Raw genomic sequence first — 24013 nt, 5'->3', positions numbered from 1 at the left:
CTTTTTTTATCTGTCGAGGTAGGAGATAAATTCCCTGAATAGGCAACATGCATTACTTGCAGCGGTAGGCAACACCTAACAGGTTGAAAGACGTGACGAAATATTGAGGGGACACCATAAATACCGTATCGGCACCCATGACCATCGCGTTGTTTTTTAGGTCGTTAACCGCACCTTTGATCATGCCATCATTGCTGTAGAACAGGTAGCTATACCAATGCCCTTCATCGCCAGTTACTTCACCAAGGTACTCGCACTGAGCAGGGTCGAACTGGCCATCAATCCGCACTTCGACCTGTTGGCTTTTATCGTGAGGATTGAGAGGTGTCGATGAGCAGCCAAAGAGAGTAAAGATTGATATGGCGACAATGATTCGAAGCATATTATTTTCCCATGAAAATAGTGGCGGCGAAGCCAATCCAACTGAGAACAAGTAGCACCCATGGCAGCGCGGATGATTTTGCCGTTGAGGACTCTACTGCAGTTTGAGGTTCGTGTTGTGTTTGTTCTTCGGTCTCGCGTTGTTTTTCTCTTTGCTGTTTCTTTTTCGCTTTGTCTGCTTGGCGGCTTCGCTCTTTTTGTTGTTTTTTATACAACGCAATGCCTTTCTCGATGCCCTGAGCAATGAGTTTGGTTTGTTCCTTTGTTTGCCCTGGTTTCTGAGTCGCTCTGGCAATGTTCATTGCTTCGTTCTGAGTTTCTTGGGAAGGAACGGGAGCTGCTGTATTTTTCTTTTTCATGTTTTGATTTACTCGGCGCTAGGAGCCTGCGTTTGAAATTACTTAAGCCTAGTCTACTCGCCAAGTTGGTTGAAATGAACCTTAGAGCGCAAGTTCTCTGAACAAGCTTTCGCTTTTTGCGCGGGGTGTGAGGCTTTATTACTGGCGCGAGGTACTTGCGTTGCAGTTTCGCTGCGATCAGGTAAAGTGACCACAGTAAGTTATTAAAGAAGAAGATATTGTGCGCTACGCATTTGATCAATATGACGCTCATGGCTTTTTAAAAGCGCCTATTTTTGTTTGGTTAGGGTGGATGTTTCTTGCCCGATCTTGGGTGGTGTTTGCCATGGCCGGTGTGAGCCGGGAGAGTGGAAGTAAACTGCTGTCGATTGTTTATCCAGATTCGAGCACACTGTATTTGGGTTTGTTAGCCGGTGTTCCCAGCTTACTATTGATGTGGTTGATGGGTTTACGCCAGCCAGACCGAAAATGGGTGAACAAATTGATGAGCTACGGGCGAGAGGTGACCTTGATCTTGTGTAGTATTCAGCTTGCTCAGACCATGTATCATGTCTACCTGGAACATGGTGTATTCAATTGGGCAAACGCTCTTACCATCACCTTAATTACCTGGTTTATGATCTACCTTTTGAACGGAAGGTGGGTAAAAGACTGTTTTAATGTGCCACAATTTGAGCATAATAAAGAACAGCCTTCAAAGAATTAAAAATCAACAACTTCCCGCACAGGGGCAAAGTATAGAGGAAACCTCAATGTTACAAGCTCAAACGGCAATTGTGCCAGAAGCAGGACCATTTGCACTGTACACTCAACTGAAAGTAAACCAAAACCGTGAAAACGTATTGGCGAAGCTAAAAGCCCTTCCAGAGCTGGTTGAAGAGCTAAATAACAGCCAGCCAGGTGCTGACCTCACACTATCTATCGCATTCACAAAATCATTCTGGCAGCACTTAAATATCGATGCGCCTGAAGAGTTGATTGACTTCCCACAGTTAGGGGAAGGGGATGTTGTGGCGCCAGCAAGCGATGTTGATGTGCTCATTCACTGCCACTCAACTCGTCACGATTTACATTTTTATGTTCTGCGTAAATTCCTGGTCGACACGGCAGAAGATGTGACTGTCGTTGATGAAACGTATGGCTACCGTTACCTGGACGCTCGTGATATGACTGACTTTATCGATGGCACAGAGAACCCAGAAGGTGAAGCACGAGCTGAAGTTGCCTTGATAAAAGAAGGCCCATTTGCTGGAGGTAGCTACGTAATGGCTCAGCGTTTCGAACACAACCTTCCTGCATGGAATCGTTTGAACGTAAAAGCACAAGAGAAAGTGATTGGCCGTACTAAGCCAGATTCTGTTGAGTTGGATGATGTGCCGGCTGCGTCGCACGTTGGCCGTGTAGACATCAAAGAAGAAGGTAAAGGTCTGAAGATCGTTCGTCACAGTTTACCATATGGCACCGTGACGGGGGCTCATGGCCTGTTGTTCATCTGCTACTGTCATACACTGCATAACATTAAAGTGATGCTTGAGAGCATGTACGGTGTGACGGATGGCAAAACCGACCAGCTTCTGCGCTTTACTAAAGCCGTCACTGGTGCGTACTTCTTTGCGCCATCTCAGGCTATGCTGGCGGAACTTGCGATTAAGTAATTCTAATCCTGTAATTTTGAAGCTCTCCAATCGGAGAGCTTTTTATTTTCTGTATCTTTCCCTCTTCCTTTCTTTTGCTCGTCACCCTATTGCTAAAAGCACTAAACCTTCCAAGAATCCGGCCGATAAATATCCAATACCTTCATCTTATTGGAGCACATATTTGTGGCTATCACCGTTAATACCAATATTTCAGCTCTGGTGGCACAGCGTCATTTAACTAACGCAACGGATATGTTGAACCAATCTATGGAGCGTTTGTCTTCAGGGAAGCGCATTAACAGCGCTAAGGATGATGCCGCAGGTTTGCAGATTTCTAATCGCTTGCAAGCTCAAATGCGTGGTCTGGATGTCGCAGTTCGCAATGCAAATGATGGTATTTCAATCATGCAGACCGCTGAAGGCGCAATGAATGAAGTCACCAATATTATGCAGCGTATGCGAGATCTCTCCTTACAGTCGGCAAATGGTTCAAACAGCAATGCAGAACGTATGGCATTGCAAGAAGAAGTCAGCGCATTGAATGATGAGCTGAATCGTATCGCGGAAACCACTTCGTTTGGTGGACGCAGATTGCTCAATGGCAGCTTCGGTAAATCAGCGTTTCAGATTGGCGCGGCTTCAGGAGAAGCGGTACAAGTTGAATTAAAGTCAATGCGTACTGATGGGCTAGATATGGGGGGATTCAGTTACATTTCGCGGGGCAGAGCAGGGTCTGATTGGAAAGTGAAGAGTGACTCAAATGAGCTTACTATGTCCTTTGTTAACCGCTTGGGTGAAACAGAACAAGTCCATATTAGCGCGCAAGTCGGTGACGACATTGAAACGTTAGCCACTTACATAAATGGTCAAACCGACAAAGTGTCAGCGTCAGTGAATGAGGATGGGCAATTACAGATCTTTATGGCCGGCAAAGAAACGTCTGGCACGATTTCATTTTCCGGCGATTTGGCGAACGAGTTGGGTTTGGAGCTAAAAGGTTATCAAGCGGTTGATGGCATTGACGTCACCAGCGTAGGTGGCGCACAACAAGCCATGGCGGTTCTGGATACGGCAATGAAGTATGTGGATAGTCACCGAGCTGAGCTCGGTGCCTATCAAAACCGTTTTAATCATGCGATAAACAACTTAGATAACATTCATGAGAATGTGGCAGCTTCTAATAGTCGAATTTTAGACACCGACTATGCCAAAGAAACCACACAAATGGTCAAACAGCAGATTTTACAACAGGTCAGTACTTCTATTCTTGCTCAAGCGAAACAAGCGCCAAATCTGGTTTTGTCTTTACTGGGGTAATGTCATTCCGTTTAAAATTTAGAAAAAAAACTGCCTGTATCGACAGGTGAAAAAGAAGCTTTAGTGAAAATTTAACGTTTTTTGTCTTTTTTACCTATTTCGTCACGATCCCGCCTAAATATGAACTTTTTCTAAAAAAATCGAACATTTTTCCTAAAGAAATCAGATTGTGCGTCGTTAATAAAAGTAACTTTGAGAGAACTACTTGGTTTTCCGAGACGTCGGAAACCGCTACACCGGAAAATCAATTGGAGAAATCACCATGGCAGTGACTGTAAACACAAACGTATCAGCGATGACCGCTCAGCGTTACCTTAACAATGCAAACTCAGCTCAACAAACGTCGATGGAGCGTCTGTCTACAGGCTTTAAAATCAACAGCGCAAAAGATGATGCAGCTGGCCTTCAAATCTCGAACCGTTTGAATGTGCAAAGCCGTGGTCTTGATGTGGCTGTTCGCAACGCGAATGATGGTATCTCTGTTGCACAAACTGCTGAAGGTGCAATGAACGAGACAACCAACATACTGCAACGTATGCGTGACCTGTCACTTCAATCTGCAAACGGTTCTAACTCAAAAGCAGAACGTGTTGCGATTCAGGAAGAAGTAACTGCACTGAACGACGAGCTTAATCGTATCGCGGAAACCACTTCATTTGGTGGTAATAAACTTCTTAACGGCACATACGGCACCAAATCTTTCCAAATCGGCGCAGACAATGGTGAAGCCGTCATGCTTGAGCTGAAAGATATGCGTTCTGACAACCAAATGATGGGCGGTCTTAGCTACCAAGCTGAAAATGGCAAAGGTAAAGACTGGAATGTTTCTGCGGATAAATCAGACCTGAAAATCAGTCTGACAGACAGCTTTGGTCAAGAGCAAGAAATCTCGGTTAATGCGAAAGCAGGCGACGATATTGAAGAGCTGGCAACGTACATCAACGGTCAGACTGACTTGGTAAAAGCTTCAGTGAATGAAGATGGCCAATTGCAAGTCTTTGCGGGTAACAACAAAGTGGAAGGCGAACTGTCATTCTCTGGTGGTCTATCTGGCGAATTAGGTCTGGATAAAGGCAACAGCGTCACGGTTGATTCTATTGATGTTACCTCTGTGGGCGGCGCACAAGAATCAGTAGCAATTATTGATGCTGCTCTGAAGTACGTAGACAGCCACCGCGCGGAACTAGGTGCATTCCAAAACCGTTTCAACCATGCAATCAACAACTTGGATAACATTAACGAGAACGTGAGTGCATCGAAGAGCCGTATTAAAGATACCGACTTCGCAAAAGAAACGACAGAAATGACCAAGTCACAAATTCTATCGCAGGCGTCAAGCTCAATCCTTGCGCAAGCGAAACAAGCGCCGAACTCAGCGCTAAGTCTGCTAGGTTAAGGGTTATACCCAGATTAACCCCAGACGAGAACCTCATTGGCTCGTGGTGAGAGATGAGCGAGTAAACCCAGCTTCGGCTGGGTTTTTTTATCTGCAGAAAGCACGCTGACGAGTTAATTTGGTCACAGTTGATACCGGTCACACTTCTCTAAGTAGAGGATACTAATCGCAAAAAAATGGGAAATTCTCCTAAAGGATATGTATTGATCGCCGTTAAAGGGATTGAGAGAAATGAGATGTACCCAAGTGAGGTGAGAGACACGAAGGTACATTCACAAAAGCCTTAAGGAGAACAACTATGGCGATTAACGTTAATACTAACGTTTCTGCAATGACCGCACAGCGTTACCTGAATCAGGCCGCAGAAGGTCAACAAAAATCAATGGAGCGTTTGTCTTCGGGCTATAAAATTAATAGCGCGAAAGACGATGCTGCAGGTCTACAGATTTCAAACCGCTTGAACGCGCAAAGCCGTGGCTTGGACATGGCAGTGAAAAACGCCAACGACGGTATTTCTGTTGCACAGGTTGCTGAAGGTGCAATGAATGAATCTACCAATATTCTACAGCGTATGCGTGACCTTTCGCTTCAGTCTGCGAACGGTTCTAACTCAAAAGCAGAACGTGTCGCGATTCAGGAAGAAGTAACAGCCCTAAACGATGAGTTAAACCGTATTGCGGAAACGACATCTTTTGGTGGTAACAAGCTTCTTAATGGTACTTACGGTACACAGTCTTTCCAAATCGGTGCTGATTCAGGTGAAGCAGTAATGCTTTCTTTGGATAGCCTACGTTCTGATACTTCTGCTATGGGCGGTAAGAGCTACGCTCCAGAAGAAGGTAAAGATGCATCTTGGGCGGTTGGTGAAAAAACTAAGCTTGAAATGAGCTACACCAATACACAAGGTGAAGAGCAAAAGCTGACTATCAACGCGAAGCAAGGCGATGATCTTGAGCAGTTAGCGACTTACATCAACGGTCAGAGCGATGACGTGAAAGCGTCAGTAGGTGAAGACGGTAAGTTGCAAGTATTTGCTTCTTCTCAGAAAGTAAATGGTGAAGTTGAATTCTCAGGCAACCTGGCTGGCGAAATTGGTTTCGGTGATGCTAAAGACGTCACGGTTAAAGACATCGACGTTACATCGGTAGCTGGCTCTCAAGAAGCTGTGGCTGTTATCGACGGTGCACTTAAGTCAGTAGACAGCCAGCGTGCGTCTCTCGGTGCTTTCCAAAACCGATTCAACCACGCGATCAATAACTTAGATAACATTAATGAAAACGTTAATGCGTCTAAGAGCCGTATTCAAGATACTGACTACGCGAAGGAAACAACGGCAATGACTAAGTCGCAAATCCTTCAGCAAGCGAGTACTTCGATCCTGGCACAAGCGAAGCAGTCACCATCTGCAGCGCTAAGCTTGTTGGGCTAATTAGGCTGGATTAGTCAAGCGATAGACCCTATCGTTAGCTCATAAGTTGGAAGGGAGATTGTAATGGAAATAGCCTCCTACACATCGAACATCCAGTCTTACGGTGCAGAGGATGGCACCAAAGTTGCTAGTAAAAATGGCTATGGCATAGGCGTGCCGGACCCAGCAAGTTCAGTCGGTGATATTTCTCTGTCAAAAGTGAAAGACACCGAGCGTGATTTCTCTGTTCAAGCTGCAATCAAAATGGCGGAAAGCCGTCAGGAGCTGAACAGAGAAGAACGTGAAAAAATGGTCGCACAAATGAATGAATTTGTGACATCCATAAATAAGGGAGTGGCGTTTCGCGTGGATGAAGAATCTGGCCGAGACGTTGTGACGATTTACGAAGCCAAAACGGGCGACGTGATTCGTCAAATTCCTGATGAAGACATGCTGGTCGTTTTACGTCGCCTAGCTGAGCACACAGCTAACAGCGGTTTGTTAGTTGAAAAAGTTTAATACCAATCGTAGTAAATAACTGGTCATTCTAGCTTGTTAAAATACTCGATAACGACGTTAAAATTTTTGATTGTAGAATAACTACTTATCGAAAAATTTTGACTTGTTCTCAAGCATTTTTCCTACGCTATTTCTGATCACTTACTTACTGTGATTGGTATAAGCCGTTTTTAGAGGTGATTTAATGAGTTTAGGCCCGTTGGGGATGTCTGGTGGCATGGATATTAATGCCATGGTCAGCAAAATTGTCGATGCCGAGCGTGTACCAAAGCAGCAGAGCATTAACAATGAACGCACGACGATAGATGCCAGCATCAGTGCTTATGGGCGACTCAGAGAATCGTTGGATACGATGAAAAACCTCATGGTGAACTTCCGTCAGGAAAAAGCTTTTGCTGCCCGGACGGTTGATACCACGGACGATAAAATCGTATCTGCCACTGCAACTACCGATGCTATAGCTGGTAAGTATGCTATCGATGTGTTGCAGCTTGCACAAAGCCATAAAGTTGCGTCTGATGTGTTACCAGAAGACGCAAAGCTTGGTCCGGGTAAGCTGCATATTTCGCTTGGTGACGACAGCTTTAACATCAATGTCCGTTCAAGATCTAAGCTCGTAGATGTGGTACGTAGCATCAACGGTGCGAAAGACAACATCGGCGTTCGTGCTTCGCTTATCAACGATGCCGAAGGCCCCCGCCTTATCCTTGCCTCAAACCAATCTGGTAAGGATCACCAAATTACCGTCACAGTGGACGCCGAACAAGGCAATCCACTTAAAAAATTCGCATATCAAACACTTGAAGAGCGAGTACGAGCTTTGGAAGAAGCACGTGCTGCCGCTGAAGAGGTGTTAGGTCCTTTGCAAGATCCTCAATCAGCCGAACCTGTTTTACTGGATGAAAGCGGCAACCCTCTACCTCCCGAAATGCAATCCTCGCAAGAGGAACTAGCAACTCAACAGGGGAGTGCAGTTGGTGAGCCTGTTTCTGCTGCCGGCACAGATGCTGCCAAAGCGGGACAAGATGCACTCAATAAAGCGCAAGAACGCGCAAGTTGGCGTCCAGAGGATCGCATTCCTGGCTGGACGGAAACGGCCTCAGGCACCTTACTGGATTCATACCAAGAGCCCGAGCTGGAGCTGGACGAAAAGGCGATTGAAAAAGCGCCTGATGTTCCGGGTTGGAGCAATGCTGCATCTGGTACGCTGACCGACTCTTATGTCACCACCAAAGAAGCAAAGCAGCGGCTTGATCAAGAAAAAGCAGAAATTGAGCAGAGCATTGCTGATGAAAAACAGGAGCTTGATGCGAAAGTAAAACGTGGTGAATTGACGCAAGAGCAAGCGAAGCAAATCCATCGCGCTCAGCTTTCACCTGAAGAGCGCGAGCGACTCGAAAAAATAGACGCTGCCGAAGCCAAAATTGCTCAGGCCGAATCTATGTTCGAAGGTTATAGCGGCATGACCGAAGTTCAGGCCGGCCAAGACTCGGTCGTGTTACTCGATGGCGTTGCGAAACTCTCGAGTCACAACAACGTGATTGAAGATGCGATAGAAGGCGTAGACCTCACATTGAAAGGGAAGTCTGAACCTAATCAAGCACCGGCGGAAATAGGCGTTGAATATGATCGTCAGGGCGTTCGCAGCGATATAGAAAACTTTGTTGCGGCTTATAATTCGTTTTATCAAACCTCTCGGGCGCTCTCGAGCGTTGATCCTCTTACCGGACAAAAAGGCCCTTTATCGGGCGACAGCACCGTACGAAGTGCTGATGCCAGACTTAAATCGGTCTTTTCCGCCCAAATTGACAAAGCGCCAGAAAACCTCAAATCACTCACTGAGTTTGGTATCACCACGACTCGCCAGGGAACGCTCGAAATTAACTACGACATGCTCGATCGTCAGTTAAATAACAACTTCAATGAACTGGAAAGTTTCTTTGGTGGTAACACTGGTTTCGCAAAGCGCATTGAAGATGCCATTCATGGCATTACCGGAGTTACTGGCAGCATTCGTACCCGCGAAAAAAGTCTTACAGAACAGAATTACCGTTTAAATGATGATCAAACGGCCCTCGATCGCCGCATGGCGAGCTTAGAAGAGCGTACCCATGCAAAATTCTCTGCCATGCAAGATGCAACAGGCAAAATGCAAGGACAGCTAGGCGCATTAATGAGTGCACTGGGTTAATCAATGCAAAACGAACTTATTGAAATTAACGATTTGGATCAACGCATTAGCCAAGAGCTGCAAAAAGTCGATATTAATACTGAAGAAATTCTTCGTTTGGTCGATATCAGAGAAAGCTTATTGCAAAACTTGCTGTCAGTGGTTCAGAAAAACCCATTGGTTAAGCAAGACGTCGAGTGGCAAGACTTGCTTGCTCGTACCCAAAGTATTGTTGAACTGATGCAATCAGAGACGTCAAAAGTTGGAAAAGAGTTGCATAAATTGCGCTATGGCCAACGTTCGCTTCAGCAGTACAAAAAGTTTATTTAGAAAGAGGATTACTATGCGCGGATCTTTGCAAGCATACAAAAAGGTATCAGTCGACAGCCAGCTAAGCGCGGCTTCTCCGCACAAAGTCATTCAAATGCTAATGGCGGGAGCAATTGAGCGTCTTATTCAAGGTAAAGCAGCGATGCAAGCTGGCAACATACCAGTAAAAGGTGAGCGTTTGGGTAAGGCATTAGACATTATCATTGCGCTGAGAAGTTGTTTGTCAATGGATGATGGTGGCGAGATTGCCTCAAACTTAGATTCACTTTATGAATTCATGATTACGCAGATTTCTGCGGCAAATCACCAAAATGATCCGCAACTTATTGATGACGTTATCGATATTATTCGAGAGATAAAATCAGCGTGGGATCAAATTCCGGCAGAGTTCCACAACCTAACGGCCGAAGAGGTCGGTATTTAATAAATAAAACAAATCGTTATATTGACTTGAATATATATTGAGCGCCTAAGCAACAAGTTGTGCAGCAAGGTCACAATCACGCTTAGAGCTCTCGATTGCTTGGTTGCCTTATTTTTATATTCAAATAAAATAAGCGCCATTAGTAGCCCTAATGGCTTTTTTTGTTGCTGATTTCCCCTTTGTCTCTCGTGCATTGAGTGTGGCGTTCCCGCCTTTCTGAACACTCATTTGAGCTAATCAAGGTTTGGCCGCAACACATCCAAAAATAAAGGCAATCATTCTTAGTTATGCAAGGTTTGGCAAAACTGCTTGTAATTGATGACGATGCTTCAAGTCGTTTAAATTTAAGCAATATATTGGAATTTGTTGGAGAAAGTTGCGAAGCGGTCAGTTCTGATCAGCTAGGTGATGTTGATTGGTCTGAACTCTGGTCTGGTTGCATTATCGGCAATATTTCTTCAGCTTCAGCAGCGACAACAGTCATGGCGCATCTTAGCGATGCTTACCACATTCCATTGCTCGTAATGGGGCGCTTATCGCTACCTGTTGATGACTTGCCAAGTTACGTTGGTGAGTTGGAACTGCCTTTAAACTACCCTCAACTTAGTAACGCCTTGCGTCATTGCAAAGACTTCCTGGGGCGAAAAGGTGTGAACGTGATCGCAAGTGAGCGCAAAAATACACTTTTCCGCAGTTTAGTGGGTCAGAGTCGTGGCATTCAGGAGGTTCGTCACCTTATTGAGCAAGTCGCCAAAACCGAAGCTAACGTTTTAATTCTTGGTGAGTCGGGTACGGGTAAAGAAGTGGTTGCGCGTAATATCCACTACCATTCCACGTACTCGAGTGGACCATTTGTGCCGATTAACTGTGGTGCGATTCCTCCTGAACTTTTAGAGAGTGAGCTGTTTGGTCATGAAAAAGGTGCTTTTACCGGGGCGTTAACCTCGCGTAAAGGTCGTTTTGAATTGGCTGATGGCGGAACCTTATTCCTTGATGAAATTGGTGATATGCCAATGCCAATGCAGGTGAAGCTACTTCGTGTGCTTCAAGAGCGTTGTTTTGAGCGAGTGGGTGGTAACAATACGATTAAAGTGAACGTTCGCATCGTAGCTGCGACGCATCGCAACCTCGAGAGCATGATCGAAGAAGATACCTTCCGAGAAGACTTGTTCTATCGCCTCAACGTATTCCCAATTGAAATGCCTGCGCTGAAAGAACGTAAGCGTGACATTCCTCTGTTGCTGCAAGAATTGATGGCTCGTCTGGAAGCCGAAGGTGGACAGCCTATCTGCTTTACTTCGCGCGCGATTAACTCTTTGATGGAACACGACTGGCCGGGGAACGTGCGTGAGCTGGCAAACCTGATCGAGCGCATGGTGATTCTTTACCCGAACAGCCTGATCGATGTGAATCACTTGCCGACGAAATACCGTTACAGTGATATCCCGGAATTCCAGCCTGAAGGGAATCCTTTTGTCTCAGTCGAAGAGCAAGAGCGTGATGTCTTTCAGGATATTTTCTCGGGAGATTTCAGTTTTGATGAACTCAATGAGTTAGAGAGCAACGCAAATGCGCCGCAGGAGCTTCCTCCTGAAGGCGTAAACCTAAAAGAGCTATTGGCAGATCTGGAAATCAACATGATCAGCCAAGCACTTGAAGCCCAAGGTGGTGTTGTCGCTCGAGCAGCCGATATGCTGGGAATGCGCCGCACGACTTTGGTTGAGAAAATGCGTAAGTACAACTTGCAACGCTAACTCTGCACGCCCAATGAGTGGTTTTCTCCAAAATAAAACCGCTCATATTCTTATGTCAACTTAGTGTCAATTTATTGTCTGTTAAATAAATTTCTGATAAATAAGGTAAAACACCCTGGTACGCTAATTGCTTACTATGCTGTTTTACTATTTAGTGGCGATATTTCGACAGGCAGTTAATGGAAGATAACACCAACCAATCCCATTTAGACTCAGTAGAAAACCAGGTCGAACGTTATAAACAGGTTCTGGATGTGATGCCTGCGGGAGTCATCTTGCTCGATACGTTCGGTGTTGTGCGCGAAGCGAACCCGGAAGCACACCGCATTCTTGAAATACCCTTGGTCAGCGAAAAGTGGTTTAACGTCATTCAGGCAGCATTTGACCCGCGTGAAGATGACGGCCATGAGGTCTCTCTGCGCAATGGCCGCAAAGTGCGTTTGGCGATTTCTGCTTCTGAAACGGGTCAGCTCATCCTTATTACTGACTTGACCGAAACGCGCTTACTTCAATCCCGAGTGAGTGACTTGCAGCGCTTATCGTCTTTAGGGCGAATGGTGGCTTCTCTTGCTCATCAAGTCAGAACGCCTTTATCCAGCGCAATGCTGTATGCGTCAAACCTGGCTGCGCCGAATCTTCCTGCCAATACGAGAGATCGATTTCAAAGTAAATTGATGGATCGACTGCACGATTTGGAAAAGCAGGTTAACGATATGCTGCTCTTTGCCAAAGGTGGCGATAATAAAGTCATTAAGCCATTTACGATTGCTCAGTTGGTTACGGAATATCAACCAATGGTTGAAGCTGCCTTAAAAAACAACAACATTGACTACTTTCTTGAAGTAGAGGAAGAGCAAACTGACCTGCTTGGAAATGCTAATGCGATTGCATCTGCCTTGAGTAACTTAGTCATGAATGCGATTCAGATGTCAGGTAAAGAATCGCAAATTGATATTTTCTTCCGCCCGGTCAACGGTGAGCTGCGCATTTCTGTGCAGGACAACGGACCGGGTGTACCTAAAGAGCTACAAAGCAAAATCTTAGAGCCATTTTTTACCACCCGTTCTCAAGGAACAGGGTTAGGTCTTGCGGTAGTTCAAATGGTTTGCCGTGCCCATGACGGTCGATTAGAGCTTATTTCTGAGCAGGGTGATGGAGCCTGCTTCACCATGTGCATTCCGCTAGAGCGAGTGCAAGCAGAAGTGCAATAGTCGCTTCTGCCAATTAGGAGAATCAAAATGGCGCAAAGCAAAGTGCTGATCGTAGAAGATGACGAAGGTCTTCGTGAGGCCCTGGTAGATACTCTGGCTCTGGCAGGCTATGAGTGGTTAGAAGCGGGCTGTGCAGAAGAAGCTCTGGTTAAGCTGAAATCAAACACAGTAGACATTGTCGTCTCTGATGTGCAAATGGCTGGCATGGGCGGTTTGGCCTTGCTAAAAAACATCAAACAGAACTGGCCCAATCTTCCTGTTCTGCTGATGACGGCGTACGCGAATATTGAAGATGCGGTCTCAGCAATGAAAGACGGTGCGATAGACTACATGGCGAAGCCATTCGCACCTGAAGTGTTACTTAATATGGTCAGTCGTTACGCGCCTATCAAAAGTGACGATAGTGGCGATGCGGTGGTTGCAGACGAAAAAAGCCTGCGACTGCTAGCGCTGGCCGAACGAGTGGCGCGTACTGACGCCAACGTAATGATCCTAGGCCCAAGCGGCTCAGGTAAAGAAGTTATGTCGCGTTACATCCATAATGCTTCAAGCCGTAAAGATGGTCCTTTTGTCGCGATAAACTGTGCTGCCATTCCAGATAACATGCTTGAAGCCACGCTATTTGGCTACGAAAAAGGCGCTTTTACCGGTGCTGTTCAAGCGTGTCCGGGTAAATTCGAACAAGCGCAAGGCGGGACGATTTTGCTGGATGAGATCAGCGAAATGGACCTCAACCTTCAGGCCAAGCTGCTGCGTGTACTACAAGAACGTGAAGTCGAACGTTTAGGCAGTCGCAAGAGCATTAAACTGGATGTTCGAGTCTTGGCAACCAGTAACCGCGATCTTAAACAATATGTGTCGGAAGGTAACTTCCGTGAAGATTTATATTACCGCCTCAACGTTTTCCCAATTGCATGGCCAGCTCTGTGTGAGCGTAAAGGCGATATTGAGCCATTAGCCAAACATCTGGCGGAACGTCATTGTGGCAAGATGGGTATGCCTGTACCTAAAATCTCGGCATCTGCGGTAGATAAACTGCTCAACTATCCTTGGCCGGGTAACGTGCGTGAACTCGATAACGTCGTTCAGCGTGCTCTGATTCTGAGTGAAAATGGCGACATTGATGGCGAACATATTTTGCTCGAAGGTGTCGACTGGCAAGATGCGAACAGCCTGCAACGTGTGGTGCAAAATGCACAAACTTTGGTACCAGACGTCAAGCCCGTTGCTCAGGTAGAAAGCGTGAGTCGTATTGTATCTGGTGGTGAAGGGCTAGGCAGCGAGCTACGTGACCAAGAGTATGCCATCATCCTTGATACCCTGGTTGAGTGTAACGGTCGTCGAAAAGACATGGCGGATAAACTTGGTATCAGTCCACGCACACTGCGCTACAAACTGGCTAAGATGCGTGATGCGGGTATCGACATTCCCAATTAGTTCTGCTGAGTTTAGCGGAGCCTTTTGCGTATAGAGTCACAATGCTTGGGCAAAACCAAACAAATCATTACCGCCTTATGGCACGTTAATTGCTTTGATAATGAACAATTTTATTAATAGTCAAAGATTTGGCTCCGGGGTGGTAATGAAAATTGATGGTATTCAAGCAGATATGCGCGCCATGATGGTAGAGGCAACGAACACGGCGCCTGTGGCAACAGGTGCCAAAGTTGGTGCCGATTTTGGTGATCTCCTCACATCCGCTATCAATAACGTAAATTCACTTCAAAAAGCCTCGGGTGATCTTCAAACCCGCTTTGACCGTGGCGACGCCGATGTTTCCCTTTCAGACGTGATGATTGCCCGAAACAAATCCAGTGTGGCGTTTGATGCCACAGTCCAAATCCGCAATAAGCTCGTCGAGGCCTACAAAGACCTCATGAATATGCCAGTGTAATTTAGGTAATCAGTGTGGCAGACAAGTCTACAGATTTAACCGTCACTGATGGCGGTGCAGATGGTGCGCTTATCGCGAATTCTGAACTGGATGTGGAAAGTCAAAATCCAGATTTGGAAGAGCGCAGCGCGTCAAAACTAGATATGGCCGTAGGCGATCTTGACTTACTTCGTCAGGTCGTACTGGTGTTGTCCATTTCCATCTGTGTTGCGTTGATCGTGATGCTATTTTTCTGGGTGAAAGAGCCAGAAATGCGTCCGCTTGGCGCGTACCAGACCGAAGAACTGATCCCGGTTCTGGACTATCTTGATCAGCAAAAAATTGACTACAAACTGGATGGTAATACCGTTTCGGTTGAGGCGAATGACTACAACTCGATCAAACTTGGTATGGTGCGAGCGGGGGTCAATCAGGCTACAGAAGCTGGCGATGACATTTTGCTGCAAGACATGGGTTTTGGGGTTTCTCAGCGCTTAGAGCAAGAGCGTCTGAAACTCAGTCGTGAGCGACAACTTGCTCAAGCGATTGAAGAAATGAAGCAGGTTCGCAAAGCTCGGGTGTTACTGGCATTGCCTAAACACAGTGTTTTTGTTCGCCATAATCAAGACGCTTCGGCCTCCGTTTTTCTGACTTTATCGACTGGGGCTAACCTCAAGCAGCAGGAAGTCAATTCTATCGTCGACATGGTCGCCAGCGCGGTTCCGGGAATGAAAACCTCGCGTATCACCGTAACGGATCAGCATGGTCGTTTGCTGAGTTCAGGCTCTGAAGATCCGGCGTCGGCTGCTCGTCGAAAAGAGCAAGAGTTGGAGCGAAATCAAGAACAAGCGCTACGTGAAAAAATTGATTCCGTGTTACTGCCAATTTTGGGTATCGGCAATTACACCGCGCAGGTTGATATCAAAATGGACTTTAGTGCGGTAGAACAAACCCGAAAACGTTTTGATCCAAACACACCAGCGACACGCAGTGAATATGCACTGGAAGATTACAACAACAGCAACACGGTGGCTGGCATTCCTGGCGCTCTGAGTAACCAACCGCCAGCCGATGCGTCGATTCCACAAGATATTGCTCAGATGAAAGATGGGTCGTTATCAGGGCGAGGTTCCGTGCGTAAAGAATCGACACGTAACTTTGAATTGGACACCACCATCAGTCATGAACGTAAACAGACTGGTACCGTTGCGCGTCAAACGGTTTCTGTGGCAATCAAAGACCGCCGGGAAGTCAACCCAGACACCGGTGAAGTCACTTACACGCCAATGTCTGAACCCGAAATTAATGCGATTCGTCAGGTGTTAATTGGCACCGTCGGTTTTGATCAGTCGCGTGGTGATTTACTCAATGTATTGAGTGTCAAGTTTGCTGAGCCAGAAGCGGAGCTGCTTGTCGACCAACCAATTTGGGAACATCCAAACTTTAATGATTGGGTTCGTTGGTTTGCCAGCGCCTTGGTTATCATCGTAGTGGTGTTGGTTCTGGTTCGTCCTGCAATGAAGAAACTGCTTAACCCAACCAGCGACAACGAAAATGAAATGTACGGCCCGGATGGCATGCCTATTGGTGCGGACGGTGAAACCAGCCTGATTGGCAGTGACATTGAGAGTAGCGAGCTGTTTGAGTTTGGTTCAAGTATCGACTTGCCGAATTTACACAAAGATGAAGACGTACTGAAAGCGGTTCGTGCGCTGGTGGCAAACGAACCAGAACTGGCAGCTCAGGTTGTGAAAAACTGGATGAATGAAAATGGCTAACGATATCGTACCTCAAGGTGAAAATGGCGCAGGCATGCCAGTGGAGTTTGATGCTTCAACCATCAGCGGTGAAGATAAAGCCGCCATTTTGTTGTTGAGCCTCAATGAGCAGGATGCGGCGGGCATCATTCGCCACCTGGAACCAAAACAGGTACAGCGTGTTGGTGGTGCGATGGCTCGAGCGAAAGATCTGAGCCAGGAAAAAGTGTCTTCTGTACACCGTGCTTTTTTGGAAGATATCCAGAAATACACCAATATCGGTATGGGCAGTGAAGATTTCATGCGTAATGCGTTGGTAGCCGCTCTGGGTGAAGACAAGGCGAATAACCTGGTTGACCAGATTCTGCTTGGTACGGGTTCAAAAGGTCTGGATTCCTTGAAATGGATGGATCCACGTCAAGTCGCAAGCATCATTGTCAATGAGCACCCACAAATCCAAACCATTGTTTTGTCGTATTTAGAAGCAGATCAGTCGGCAGAAATTCTGTCACAGTTCCCGGAACGTGTGCGTCTGGACTTGATGATGCGTATTGCCAACCTAGAAGAAGTTCAGCCATCGGCGTTGGCGGAGCTGAACGAAATCATGGAGAAGCAGTTTGCTGGTCAGGCTGGCGCGCAGGCTGCCAAGATTGGTGGCCTGAAGGCAGCAGCCGAAATCATGAACTACCTCGACAACAATGTCGAAGGCATCTTGATGGACCAAATCCGAGATCAGGACGAAGACATGGCCACGCAAATTCAGGACCTGATGTTCGTGTTCGAGAACCTGGCGGAAGTCGACGATCAGGGTATTCAGAAATTGCTGCGTGACGTTCCACAAGATGTACTGCAGAGAGCACTGAAAGGTGCCGACGATTCTCTGCGTGAGAAAGTATTTAAGAACATGTCAAAACGTGCGGCTGAGATGATGCGTGACGACATTGAAGCGATGCCGCCAGTGCGTGTTGCTGATGTGGAATCAGCGCAGAAAGAAATTCTTGCGATTGCACGTCGTATGGCGGATGCGGGCGAGCTCATGCTCTCTGGTGGCGCAGACGAATTCTTGTAATCTCTCTTGCCCTGCTATTTTGCTACTGCAGGGCAACTTCAACACAAATCAAATATGCATAGGTAACCCATGGTTGGCGATAGAAAACGTGGATTTATTCGTCCTGATGAAGATGATGCGATGATCGAACCGCAACGCTGGGGGCTGCCTGACTACGGCGAGCCAAAAGCCAAACAAGCCAGACAAACTGCGCTGAATTATGATCCGGGCTGGACTCCAAACTTTGATGAGCCAGAAGAAGAGCAAGTTTTTGAACTGACCGAAGAGCAGATTGAGCTGATCAAGCAAGGTGCTTATCAGGAAGGATTGCACCAAGGTCAGGAGGCGGGCTTTAAACAAGGTTACGATAAAGGCAAAGAAGAAGGTTTGCAGGCGGGTCATGCTGAAGGTTTAGAACTCGGTAAAGCAGAAGGTGTGAGTGCCGGACAAGAGTTTATTCAGCAGCAGGTGGAAGTATTCATGAATCTGGCTAATCAGTTTGCTCAACCTCTGGAGCTGATGAATGCTCAGGTTGAAAAACAGCTGGTGGACATGGTGCTTTGCCTCGTTAAAGAAGTGGTTCACATCGAGGTTCAGACCAATCCTCAAATTATTCTCGATACGGTCAAGCAGTCGGTTGAAGCACTGCCTATCTCCGGTCATCCCATTACGTTACACCTAAATCCGGAAGACGTGTCCATCATTCGCTCTGCATACGGTGAGCAGGAATTAGATTGTCGTAACTGGACGCTGGTCGCTGAGCCTTCACTCAATCGTGGTGATGTGCAGATCGCAGCAGGTGAATCGAGCATTAATTATCGTATGGAAGAGCGGATTAAAAATGTACTGCAGAGTTTTTGTGGCGCAAACCGTCACCAAGAGGGTGAGTAACCCATGTTAGCGCTGGCAGACCGTCTCAAAAATTACAAAGTCGAAGGGTTGACCACAAGACCGGTGGCATCTGGCAAGCTTGTTCGTGTGGTCGGTTTGACCTTAGAAGCGACAGGATGCCGGGCTCCGATTGGCAGTTTATGTCTGGTCGAGACCATGTCTGGGCACATGGAAGCTGAAGTGGTGGGCTTTTCTGGCGACAACCTGTTTTTGATGCCGAGTGAACAAATCACCGGTATTTTGCCTGGCGCAAAAGTAACGCCATTGACCAGTGACGCAGGCTTACCGGTAGGAATGGAGCTACTTGGGCGTGTTATTGACGGTGTGGGTAATCCACTCGATGGACTCGGCCCTATCTATACCGATCACCGTGCTTCATTTAATGCGGAGCCCATCAACCCACTGGCGCGCAAACCGATTTCAGAACCTCTCGATGTGGGATTAAAAGCGATTAACGGATTACTGACGGTTGGTAAAGGTCAGCGTATTGGTTTGTTCGCCGGCTCTGGTGTGGGTAAATCGGTCACGCTGGGCATGATGACCAGAGGCACTACGGCGCAAGTTGTGGTTGTAGGGCTGATTGGTGAACGTGGACGAGAAGTTAAAGAGTTCATCGAAGAGATCTTGGGTGAAGAAGGGCGTCGTCGATCGGTTGTGGTCGCAGCGCCTGCCGATGCTTCTCCACTGATGCGTTTAAAAGGCTGTCAAACCGCGCTGACCATAGCAGAGTACTTCCGCGATCAAGGATTGGACGTGCTGTTGCTTATGGACTCTTTGACCCGTTTTGCTCAGGCGCAGCGTGAAATCGCCTTATCTGTCGGTGAGCCACCTGCAACCAAAGGTTATCCGCCATCGGTGTTTGCCAAATTGCCGGCATTGGTCGAGCGGGCGGGTAACGGCGGCGCAGATCAGGGCTCAATCACTGCATTTTTTACCGTTCTAACCGAAGGTGACGACCTGCAAGACCCGATTGCCGATGCATCTCGTGCGATTCTTGACGGTCACATTGTACTGTCTCGTGAAATGGCGGATGCGGGACACTACCCGGCGATTGATGTCGAGAAATCCGTCAGCCGTGTGATGCCGCAAATCACAACCGAAGAGCACGTACTGATGTCGAAAGCCGTTCGTCAGGTGCTGTCGATTTGCCGCAAAAATCAGGACTTGGTTTCGATTGGTGCTTACAAACCGGGTACCGACCCTGCTATCGACAGTGCATTTACGCTTAAGCCGAAGTTAGACGAATACTTGCAACAGCGTATGAAAGAATCCGTCCCATACGACATGTGCGTCAACATGCTGAGAAGTATTTTAGGTGGGTAATCGCTATGAATAACGCCATGGAGTTTTTGTTTGATCAAGCAAAAGAGCGGGAAGAGCAAGCCGTATTGGCTTTGAATAAAGCGCGTGCTGAGTTAGAGGATTACTACCGTCAAGTTGAACAAATTGAAAAGTATCGACTCGATTACTGCCAGCAGTTAGTGGACCGGGGACAGGCTGGATTAACGGCAAGTCAGTATGGTCATTTGAATCGATTTCTTACTCAGCTGGATGAAACCTTGTCTAAGCAGAAGCAAGCGGAAAACCACTTTAGAGAGCAAGTCGAAAACGGCAAAGAGTACTGGCTGAAAATGCGTCAAGAGCGCATGTCTTATGAGTGGATGATTGAGAAGCGAGCTAAAGAGAAACAAGCCGCTGAAGCCAAGCGTGAGCAAAAGCAAATGGATGAGTTCTCGACGTTGCTCTACAGCCGTAGGGTCAAAATGTTCTGACCATTATTCAGAGAGCTTTTGCACGATCACTTTGACGTTCTTTCAGCGTCAGGAAAATTACGTTTTGTATTGGCGTGATTTTTGCAGATTCACCTTTTAATAATTCAACTTACCTCTGACATGTGATTTGGCTGAGCGAAGTCGTTCAATGCCAAAAACGAGAATGTTTATATGAATGTGAATTTGTCTAATGTTGCTGCGACCAATAAGACCTCGGTTTCTGAGATTGGCGTAAAAACGTCTACAGAAGGCTCAGAAAGCAAAGGTTTTATGGAAACCTTAGCTGGAGTATTCGCAGATTCACTCAAAGTTGAAGTGACTGATGAAAAATTGACGCCAGATGTACCTGAAGCTACAGAAACGAGTGATAACGCTCGTGCTTCTTCCGTGGAAACCTCTGAACCAGAAAGTGAAGTTGAAGAGGCCGTTGTATCTGAAGGACAAAGCGAAAATCAGTCAACAAAAGTATTGTTAGAACAAGACAACGGGCAGGCAGAGCCTGAAGAACAGGTAATGCCGTCGGTAACGCGCGATAGTGGAAGTCAGGAGATAGCCACGAGCAATCAGGTCGCACCTAAAAAACAAGCGCCGTCTGATCTTGAACAGGCAGTTGTGGAGACAGGCAAGCCTGAGCCGAAAATTGCCAAAACTGATGAAGTTGTCGACCTTGATGTCACTCGTTCTATGGACGAAGGGCAGCAACTGCTCGGACGAATTGAACAAGCGAATCAAGCCCTGAACTCTGTCAATCAAGAGCTAGAGCGTGGCAAGGTTTTGCCTCCCAAGACGACTGATATTTTGGATCACGTTGGCAGTAAGAACGCTAAACACCCAGAGGATTTAGAACTCGTTGAACCTTTTGAGCCTGTTGAAGGTGTCGAAAGTGTTAAAAAACTTGTTGCTGAAGATGAACTGAAGCCCGCTGTCATTGAAGCAAAAAATCATGTTTCTGATTTGGCTGGTGGGAAAGATGGTTCTCCTTTGAGCTCAGAGCCTGAAACAACACTGGAACCAAATGCCGTCAATATCGAGGCTATGGCGTACACAGCGAGTGCTATTAGCAACGATGAGCCAGGTGTCATGAGTGCGAATGCAGTTCAGCGCGTCTCGATTGAAAAACTTGAAGTTATCGACACCAAACTGGCTCAGGGTAAACCACTGACGAACCAAGAGTCTGACATTATTGACGGTTTGAAAACGGGTGCCGTTATCGCGGAGTTATCCGACGGTGAACTTTCTCAATTAGTGGCTTTTCCAAACGAAGTAAAACTCGCAATATCAGAGCCACAAACGGCGCAGCACAACGTAACGCGCCACCAGATGAACGCTTCGACTCCGACACCGCAAGTGGCGGCTCAAGAGTTGAAAGCCGCGGTTGGACAAGTACCAACGCAGGTGGCTGAAAAAGCCGATTTACCTGCCATGCCGGAAGGGCTAACGACGGCTACTGTCAATCCTGCGATTGGGCAGACGCTGGCAAATACAGAAGCCAGCCACAAAGCGATGAACTCAGTATTAGCGACCGGAATCCTCAAAGCTACGACGGATAAGCAGGATAAAACCGAGCCACAGCAGGGGGTAGCTGGTCAGTTGCAAGCCACTGTTAGTCAGCAAGGCGTTACCACGCCACAGCAAGCCCGAATCGATGCCGCACAGCAAGCACAATTACCATTACAGTTGACCAAGGAGTTGGCTAACGATCAGGTAGCAGAAAAAGTGCAAATGATGATGTCGAAAAACTTGAAGAACCTTGATATCCGCCTTGATCCGCCTGAGCTTGGCCGGATGCAGATTCGCATGACAATGAACAGCGATTTGGCCAATGTTCACTTTACGGTATCCAATCCGCAGGCGCGTGACATCATTGAACAAACTCTTCCTCGACTGCGAGAAATGCTTGCCCAGCAGGGTATTCAGTTGGCTGACTCTTCGGTTCAACAGCAAAATAGTGGCCAGCAGCAACGTGGATATTCTGCGGCGGAGCAAAATAAGCAAGGTGGCTTTGGGCGAGGTTTCTCAGGCCAGGGTGATGAAGACTTTGATGGCGGCGTGGAACTTAATGTGAATGTCACCTCGCCTCGTGATGGGATTAGTTTCTACGCGTAACATGATTGAATTTGGATGATGAGAACCAATATGGCCTCGTTATCCGCCAGATTACATAAAACAAAAATAAGAGAAAAGAATGGCTGAAGAACAGTTACAAGGGGTGGGCGCACCAAAAGGCAAAGGTAAGCTACTGATTATCATCGCAGTCGTGGTTCTTTTGTTGGGAGGCGGTGCAGCTGCGTTCTTTTTCATGGGATCGGATGATTCGGAGAAGTCGAATAATGCGGAACCGCAACAAGCTCAAGTAGCCGCAGCCGAAGTTCCCATTGCGTATGTAAATCTTCCCCAGCCGTTTGTTTTCAACGTGACCGGAGACAGCCGCGACAGACTGGTACAAATCAAAGCTCAGTTGATGGTACGCGGCTCAGAGAATGAACAACTGGCGCGTTATCATTCGCCACTGATTGAGAGCTCACTGCTGTCGACGTTCGCTTCGGCAACCGTAGAGCAGTTGCGCTCGCCAACGGGACGAGTGGAGTTACGCGATCGCGCGTCTGAAGATATTAAAGCAGCACTGAATGCCGCTGTCGGAAAGTCAGTGATTGAAAAAGTACTGTTTACAGATTTTGTTATTCAATAGGTAAAACGTGACCGATCTATTAAGCCAAGACGAAATTGATGCGCTATTGCATGGCGTTGACGATGTTGATGACGTTGACGATTCCATCGATGACGATCCCGGTGGTGCTGTCAGTTTTGACTTCTCATCTCAAGACCGAATAGTCCGTGGTCGCATGCCGACGCTCGAGCTTATCAACGAGCGTTTTGCCCGACATATGCGTATTAGCCTGTTCAATATGCTACGCAAAACGGCAGAAGTGTCGATTAACGGCGTTCAGATGATGAAATTCGGCGAGTACCAGAACACCTTGTATGTTCCAACCAGTTTAAACATGGTTCGCTTTCGACCGCTAAAAGGTACGGCGTTGATCACCATGGAAGCGCGCTTGGTATTTATTCTGGTAGAAAACTTTTTTGGTGGTGATGGTCGATTCCACGCCAAAATTGAAGGTCGCGAATTTACGCCGACTGAGCGACGCATTATCCAACTGCTGTTGAAAGTTGTCTTCGAAGATTACAAAGAAGCATGGTCGCCAGTCATGGGGGTGGAGTTTGAATACCTCGACTCGGAAGTCAACCCGAGCATGGCCAACATTGTCAGCCCAACAGAAGTGATTGTGGTCAGTTCTTTTCACATCGAAGTCGATGGTGGCGGCGGTGATTTCCACGTGGTCATGCCGTACTCTATGGTTGAACCGATCCGTGAACTGCTTGATGCCGGTGTGCAGTCAGACAAGATGGAAACTGACGTTCGCTGGAGCTCGGCTCTGCGCGAAGAAATCATGGACTGTCCGGTTAACTTCCGCGTAAACCTGCTGGAAAAGAACATTTCGCTGCGTGATCTGATGGAGTTGCAACCCGGAGATATCATCCCGATAGAAATGCCGGAGCATGCGACCATGTTTGTCGAAGACTTGCCGACCTATCGAGTAAAAATGGGACGGGCAGATGACAAGCTGGCGGTACAGATATCACAAGAGATTGAGCGACCCCACGTCGTGAAAACCGATTTAGCTTTCTTGAGTAAAGACATCATGTCTGAACTTGAGAAGGACAACCAAACAGAAGATTAAGACACCTTACAGGGCTCCTATGT

General features: G+C 47.0%; 23 protein-coding genes. 21 read left to right on the top strand and 2 right to left on the bottom strand.

Annotation, left to right across the window (positions count from 1 at the left end):
* Positions 1–52: 52 nt before the first annotated feature.
* Entirely contained in the window at positions 53–382 is a 330-nt protein-coding gene (locus tag DBX26_RS10580; RefSeq protein ID WP_020333616.1) for a DUF4156 domain-containing protein, read from the bottom strand.
* 1 nt (position 383) lies between these two features.
* On the bottom strand, positions 384–740 hold the full coding sequence (locus DBX26_RS10575) for a DUF2956 domain-containing protein (RefSeq protein WP_014232683.1): 357 nt from the start codon (positions 738–740) through the stop codon (positions 384–386).
* Between the two features lie 220 nt (positions 741–960).
* On the opposite strand from DBX26_RS10575, the gene DBX26_RS10570 reads away from it, so the two are divergent.
* From DBX26_RS10570 to fliM, 21 genes are all read left to right on the top strand, one after another.
* Entirely contained in the window at positions 961–1446 is a 486-nt protein-coding gene (locus DBX26_RS10570) for a DUF2919 domain-containing protein (protein WP_118119080.1), read from the top strand.
* A gap of 46 nt (positions 1447–1492) precedes the next feature.
* A complete protein-coding gene (locus DBX26_RS10565) occupies positions 1493–2395 on the top strand; it encodes a Dyp-type peroxidase (RefSeq protein WP_014232681.1) in 903 nt (300 codons plus the stop codon).
* A gap of 165 nt (positions 2396–2560) precedes the next feature.
* Positions 2561–3694 (top strand): flagellin, encoded by a 1134-nt coding sequence (locus DBX26_RS10560; RefSeq protein WP_118119078.1) that lies wholly within the window; start codon positions 2561–2563, stop codon positions 3692–3694.
* Between the two features lie 262 nt (positions 3695–3956).
* Positions 3957–5090, top strand: coding sequence for a flagellin (locus tag DBX26_RS10550; RefSeq protein WP_014232679.1), 1134 nt, complete (start codon positions 3957–3959; stop codon positions 5088–5090).
* Positions 5091–5388: 298 nt separating this feature from the next.
* On the top strand, positions 5389–6519 hold the full coding sequence (locus DBX26_RS10545; protein WP_118119076.1) for a flagellin: 1131 nt from the start codon (positions 5389–5391) through the stop codon (positions 6517–6519).
* Between the two features lie 63 nt (positions 6520–6582).
* Positions 6583–7017, top strand: a complete 435-nt coding sequence (gene flaG, locus DBX26_RS10540; protein WP_014232677.1) for a flagellar protein FlaG — start codon at positions 6583–6585, stop codon at positions 7015–7017.
* A gap of 184 nt (positions 7018–7201) precedes the next feature.
* Complete coding sequence (gene fliD, locus DBX26_RS10535) at positions 7202–9208, top strand: flagellar filament capping protein FliD (protein WP_118119074.1); 2007 nt, start codon at positions 7202–7204, stop codon at positions 9206–9208.
* A 3-nt stretch (positions 9209–9211) separates the two neighbouring features.
* The gene (locus DBX26_RS10530; RefSeq protein ID WP_118119072.1) at positions 9212–9517 is read left to right on the top strand and encodes a flagellar protein FliT; all 306 of its coding nucleotides are present in this window, start codon (positions 9212–9214) and stop codon (positions 9515–9517) included.
* A gap of 13 nt (positions 9518–9530) precedes the next feature.
* Positions 9531–9941, top strand: coding sequence for a flagellar export chaperone FliS (gene fliS / locus DBX26_RS10525; RefSeq protein ID WP_020333610.1), 411 nt, complete (start codon positions 9531–9533; stop codon positions 9939–9941).
* 287 nt (positions 9942–10228) lie between these two features.
* Positions 10229–11695, top strand: coding sequence for a sigma-54 dependent transcriptional regulator (locus tag DBX26_RS10515; protein ID WP_065297216.1), 1467 nt, complete (start codon positions 10229–10231; stop codon positions 11693–11695).
* A gap of 179 nt (positions 11696–11874) precedes the next feature.
* On the top strand, positions 11875–12906 hold the full coding sequence (locus DBX26_RS10510; protein WP_118119070.1) for a PAS domain-containing sensor histidine kinase: 1032 nt from the start codon (positions 11875–11877) through the stop codon (positions 12904–12906).
* Positions 12907–12933: 27 nt separating this feature from the next.
* A complete protein-coding gene (locus DBX26_RS10505; protein WP_118119068.1) occupies positions 12934–14343 on the top strand; it encodes a sigma-54 dependent transcriptional regulator in 1410 nt (469 codons plus the stop codon).
* Positions 14344–14488: 145 nt separating this feature from the next.
* Positions 14489–14800 carry a flagellar hook-basal body complex protein FliE gene (fliE, locus tag DBX26_RS10500; RefSeq protein ID WP_014232669.1) on the top strand — a complete coding sequence of 104 codons (312 nt, stop codon included), beginning with the start codon at positions 14489–14491 and terminating at the stop codon, positions 14798–14800.
* A gap of 14 nt (positions 14801–14814) precedes the next feature.
* Positions 14815–16557: a flagellar basal-body MS-ring/collar protein FliF gene (fliF, locus tag DBX26_RS10495; RefSeq protein ID WP_118119066.1), complete on the top strand. Its 1743-nt coding sequence runs from the start codon at positions 14815–14817 to the stop codon at positions 16555–16557.
* On the top strand, positions 16550–17605 hold the full coding sequence (fliG, locus tag DBX26_RS10490) for a flagellar motor switch protein FliG (protein WP_014232667.1): 1056 nt from the start codon (positions 16550–16552) through the stop codon (positions 17603–17605). Before fliF ends, fliG begins: the two co-directional genes overlap by 8 nt.
* A gap of 69 nt (positions 17606–17674) precedes the next feature.
* Positions 17675–18475 (top strand): flagellar assembly protein FliH, encoded by an 801-nt coding sequence (gene fliH, locus DBX26_RS10485; RefSeq protein ID WP_118119064.1) that lies wholly within the window; start codon positions 17675–17677, stop codon positions 18473–18475.
* Between the two features lie 3 nt (positions 18476–18478).
* Positions 18479–19798 (top strand): flagellar protein export ATPase FliI, encoded by a 1320-nt coding sequence (gene fliI, locus DBX26_RS10480; protein ID WP_020333605.1) that lies wholly within the window; start codon positions 18479–18481, stop codon positions 19796–19798.
* 5 nt (positions 19799–19803) lie between these two features.
* Positions 19804–20247 (top strand): flagellar export protein FliJ, encoded by a 444-nt coding sequence (gene fliJ / locus DBX26_RS10475; protein WP_118119062.1) that lies wholly within the window; start codon positions 19804–19806, stop codon positions 20245–20247.
* Positions 20248–20418: 171 nt separating this feature from the next.
* Complete coding sequence (locus DBX26_RS10470) at positions 20419–22353, top strand: flagellar hook-length control protein FliK (RefSeq protein ID WP_118119060.1); 1935 nt, start codon at positions 20419–20421, stop codon at positions 22351–22353.
* A gap of 79 nt (positions 22354–22432) precedes the next feature.
* Positions 22433–22936: a flagellar basal body-associated protein FliL gene (gene fliL / locus DBX26_RS10465; protein ID WP_020333599.1), complete on the top strand. Its 504-nt coding sequence runs from the start codon at positions 22433–22435 to the stop codon at positions 22934–22936.
* Positions 22937–22943: 7 nt separating this feature from the next.
* Positions 22944–23990, top strand: coding sequence for a flagellar motor switch protein FliM (fliM, locus tag DBX26_RS10460; RefSeq protein ID WP_014232661.1), 1047 nt, complete (start codon positions 22944–22946; stop codon positions 23988–23990).
* Positions 23991–24013: the final 23 nt, after the last annotated feature.

Origin of the sequence: Vibrio sp. dhg (assembly GCF_003443775.1) — a bacterium.
Lineage (GTDB): Bacteria > Pseudomonadota > Gammaproteobacteria > Enterobacterales > Vibrionaceae > Vibrio > Vibrio natriegens.
The sequence above is the reverse complement of the archived record's forward strand: the minus strand, read 5'-3'. Positions and strand labels throughout refer to the sequence as shown.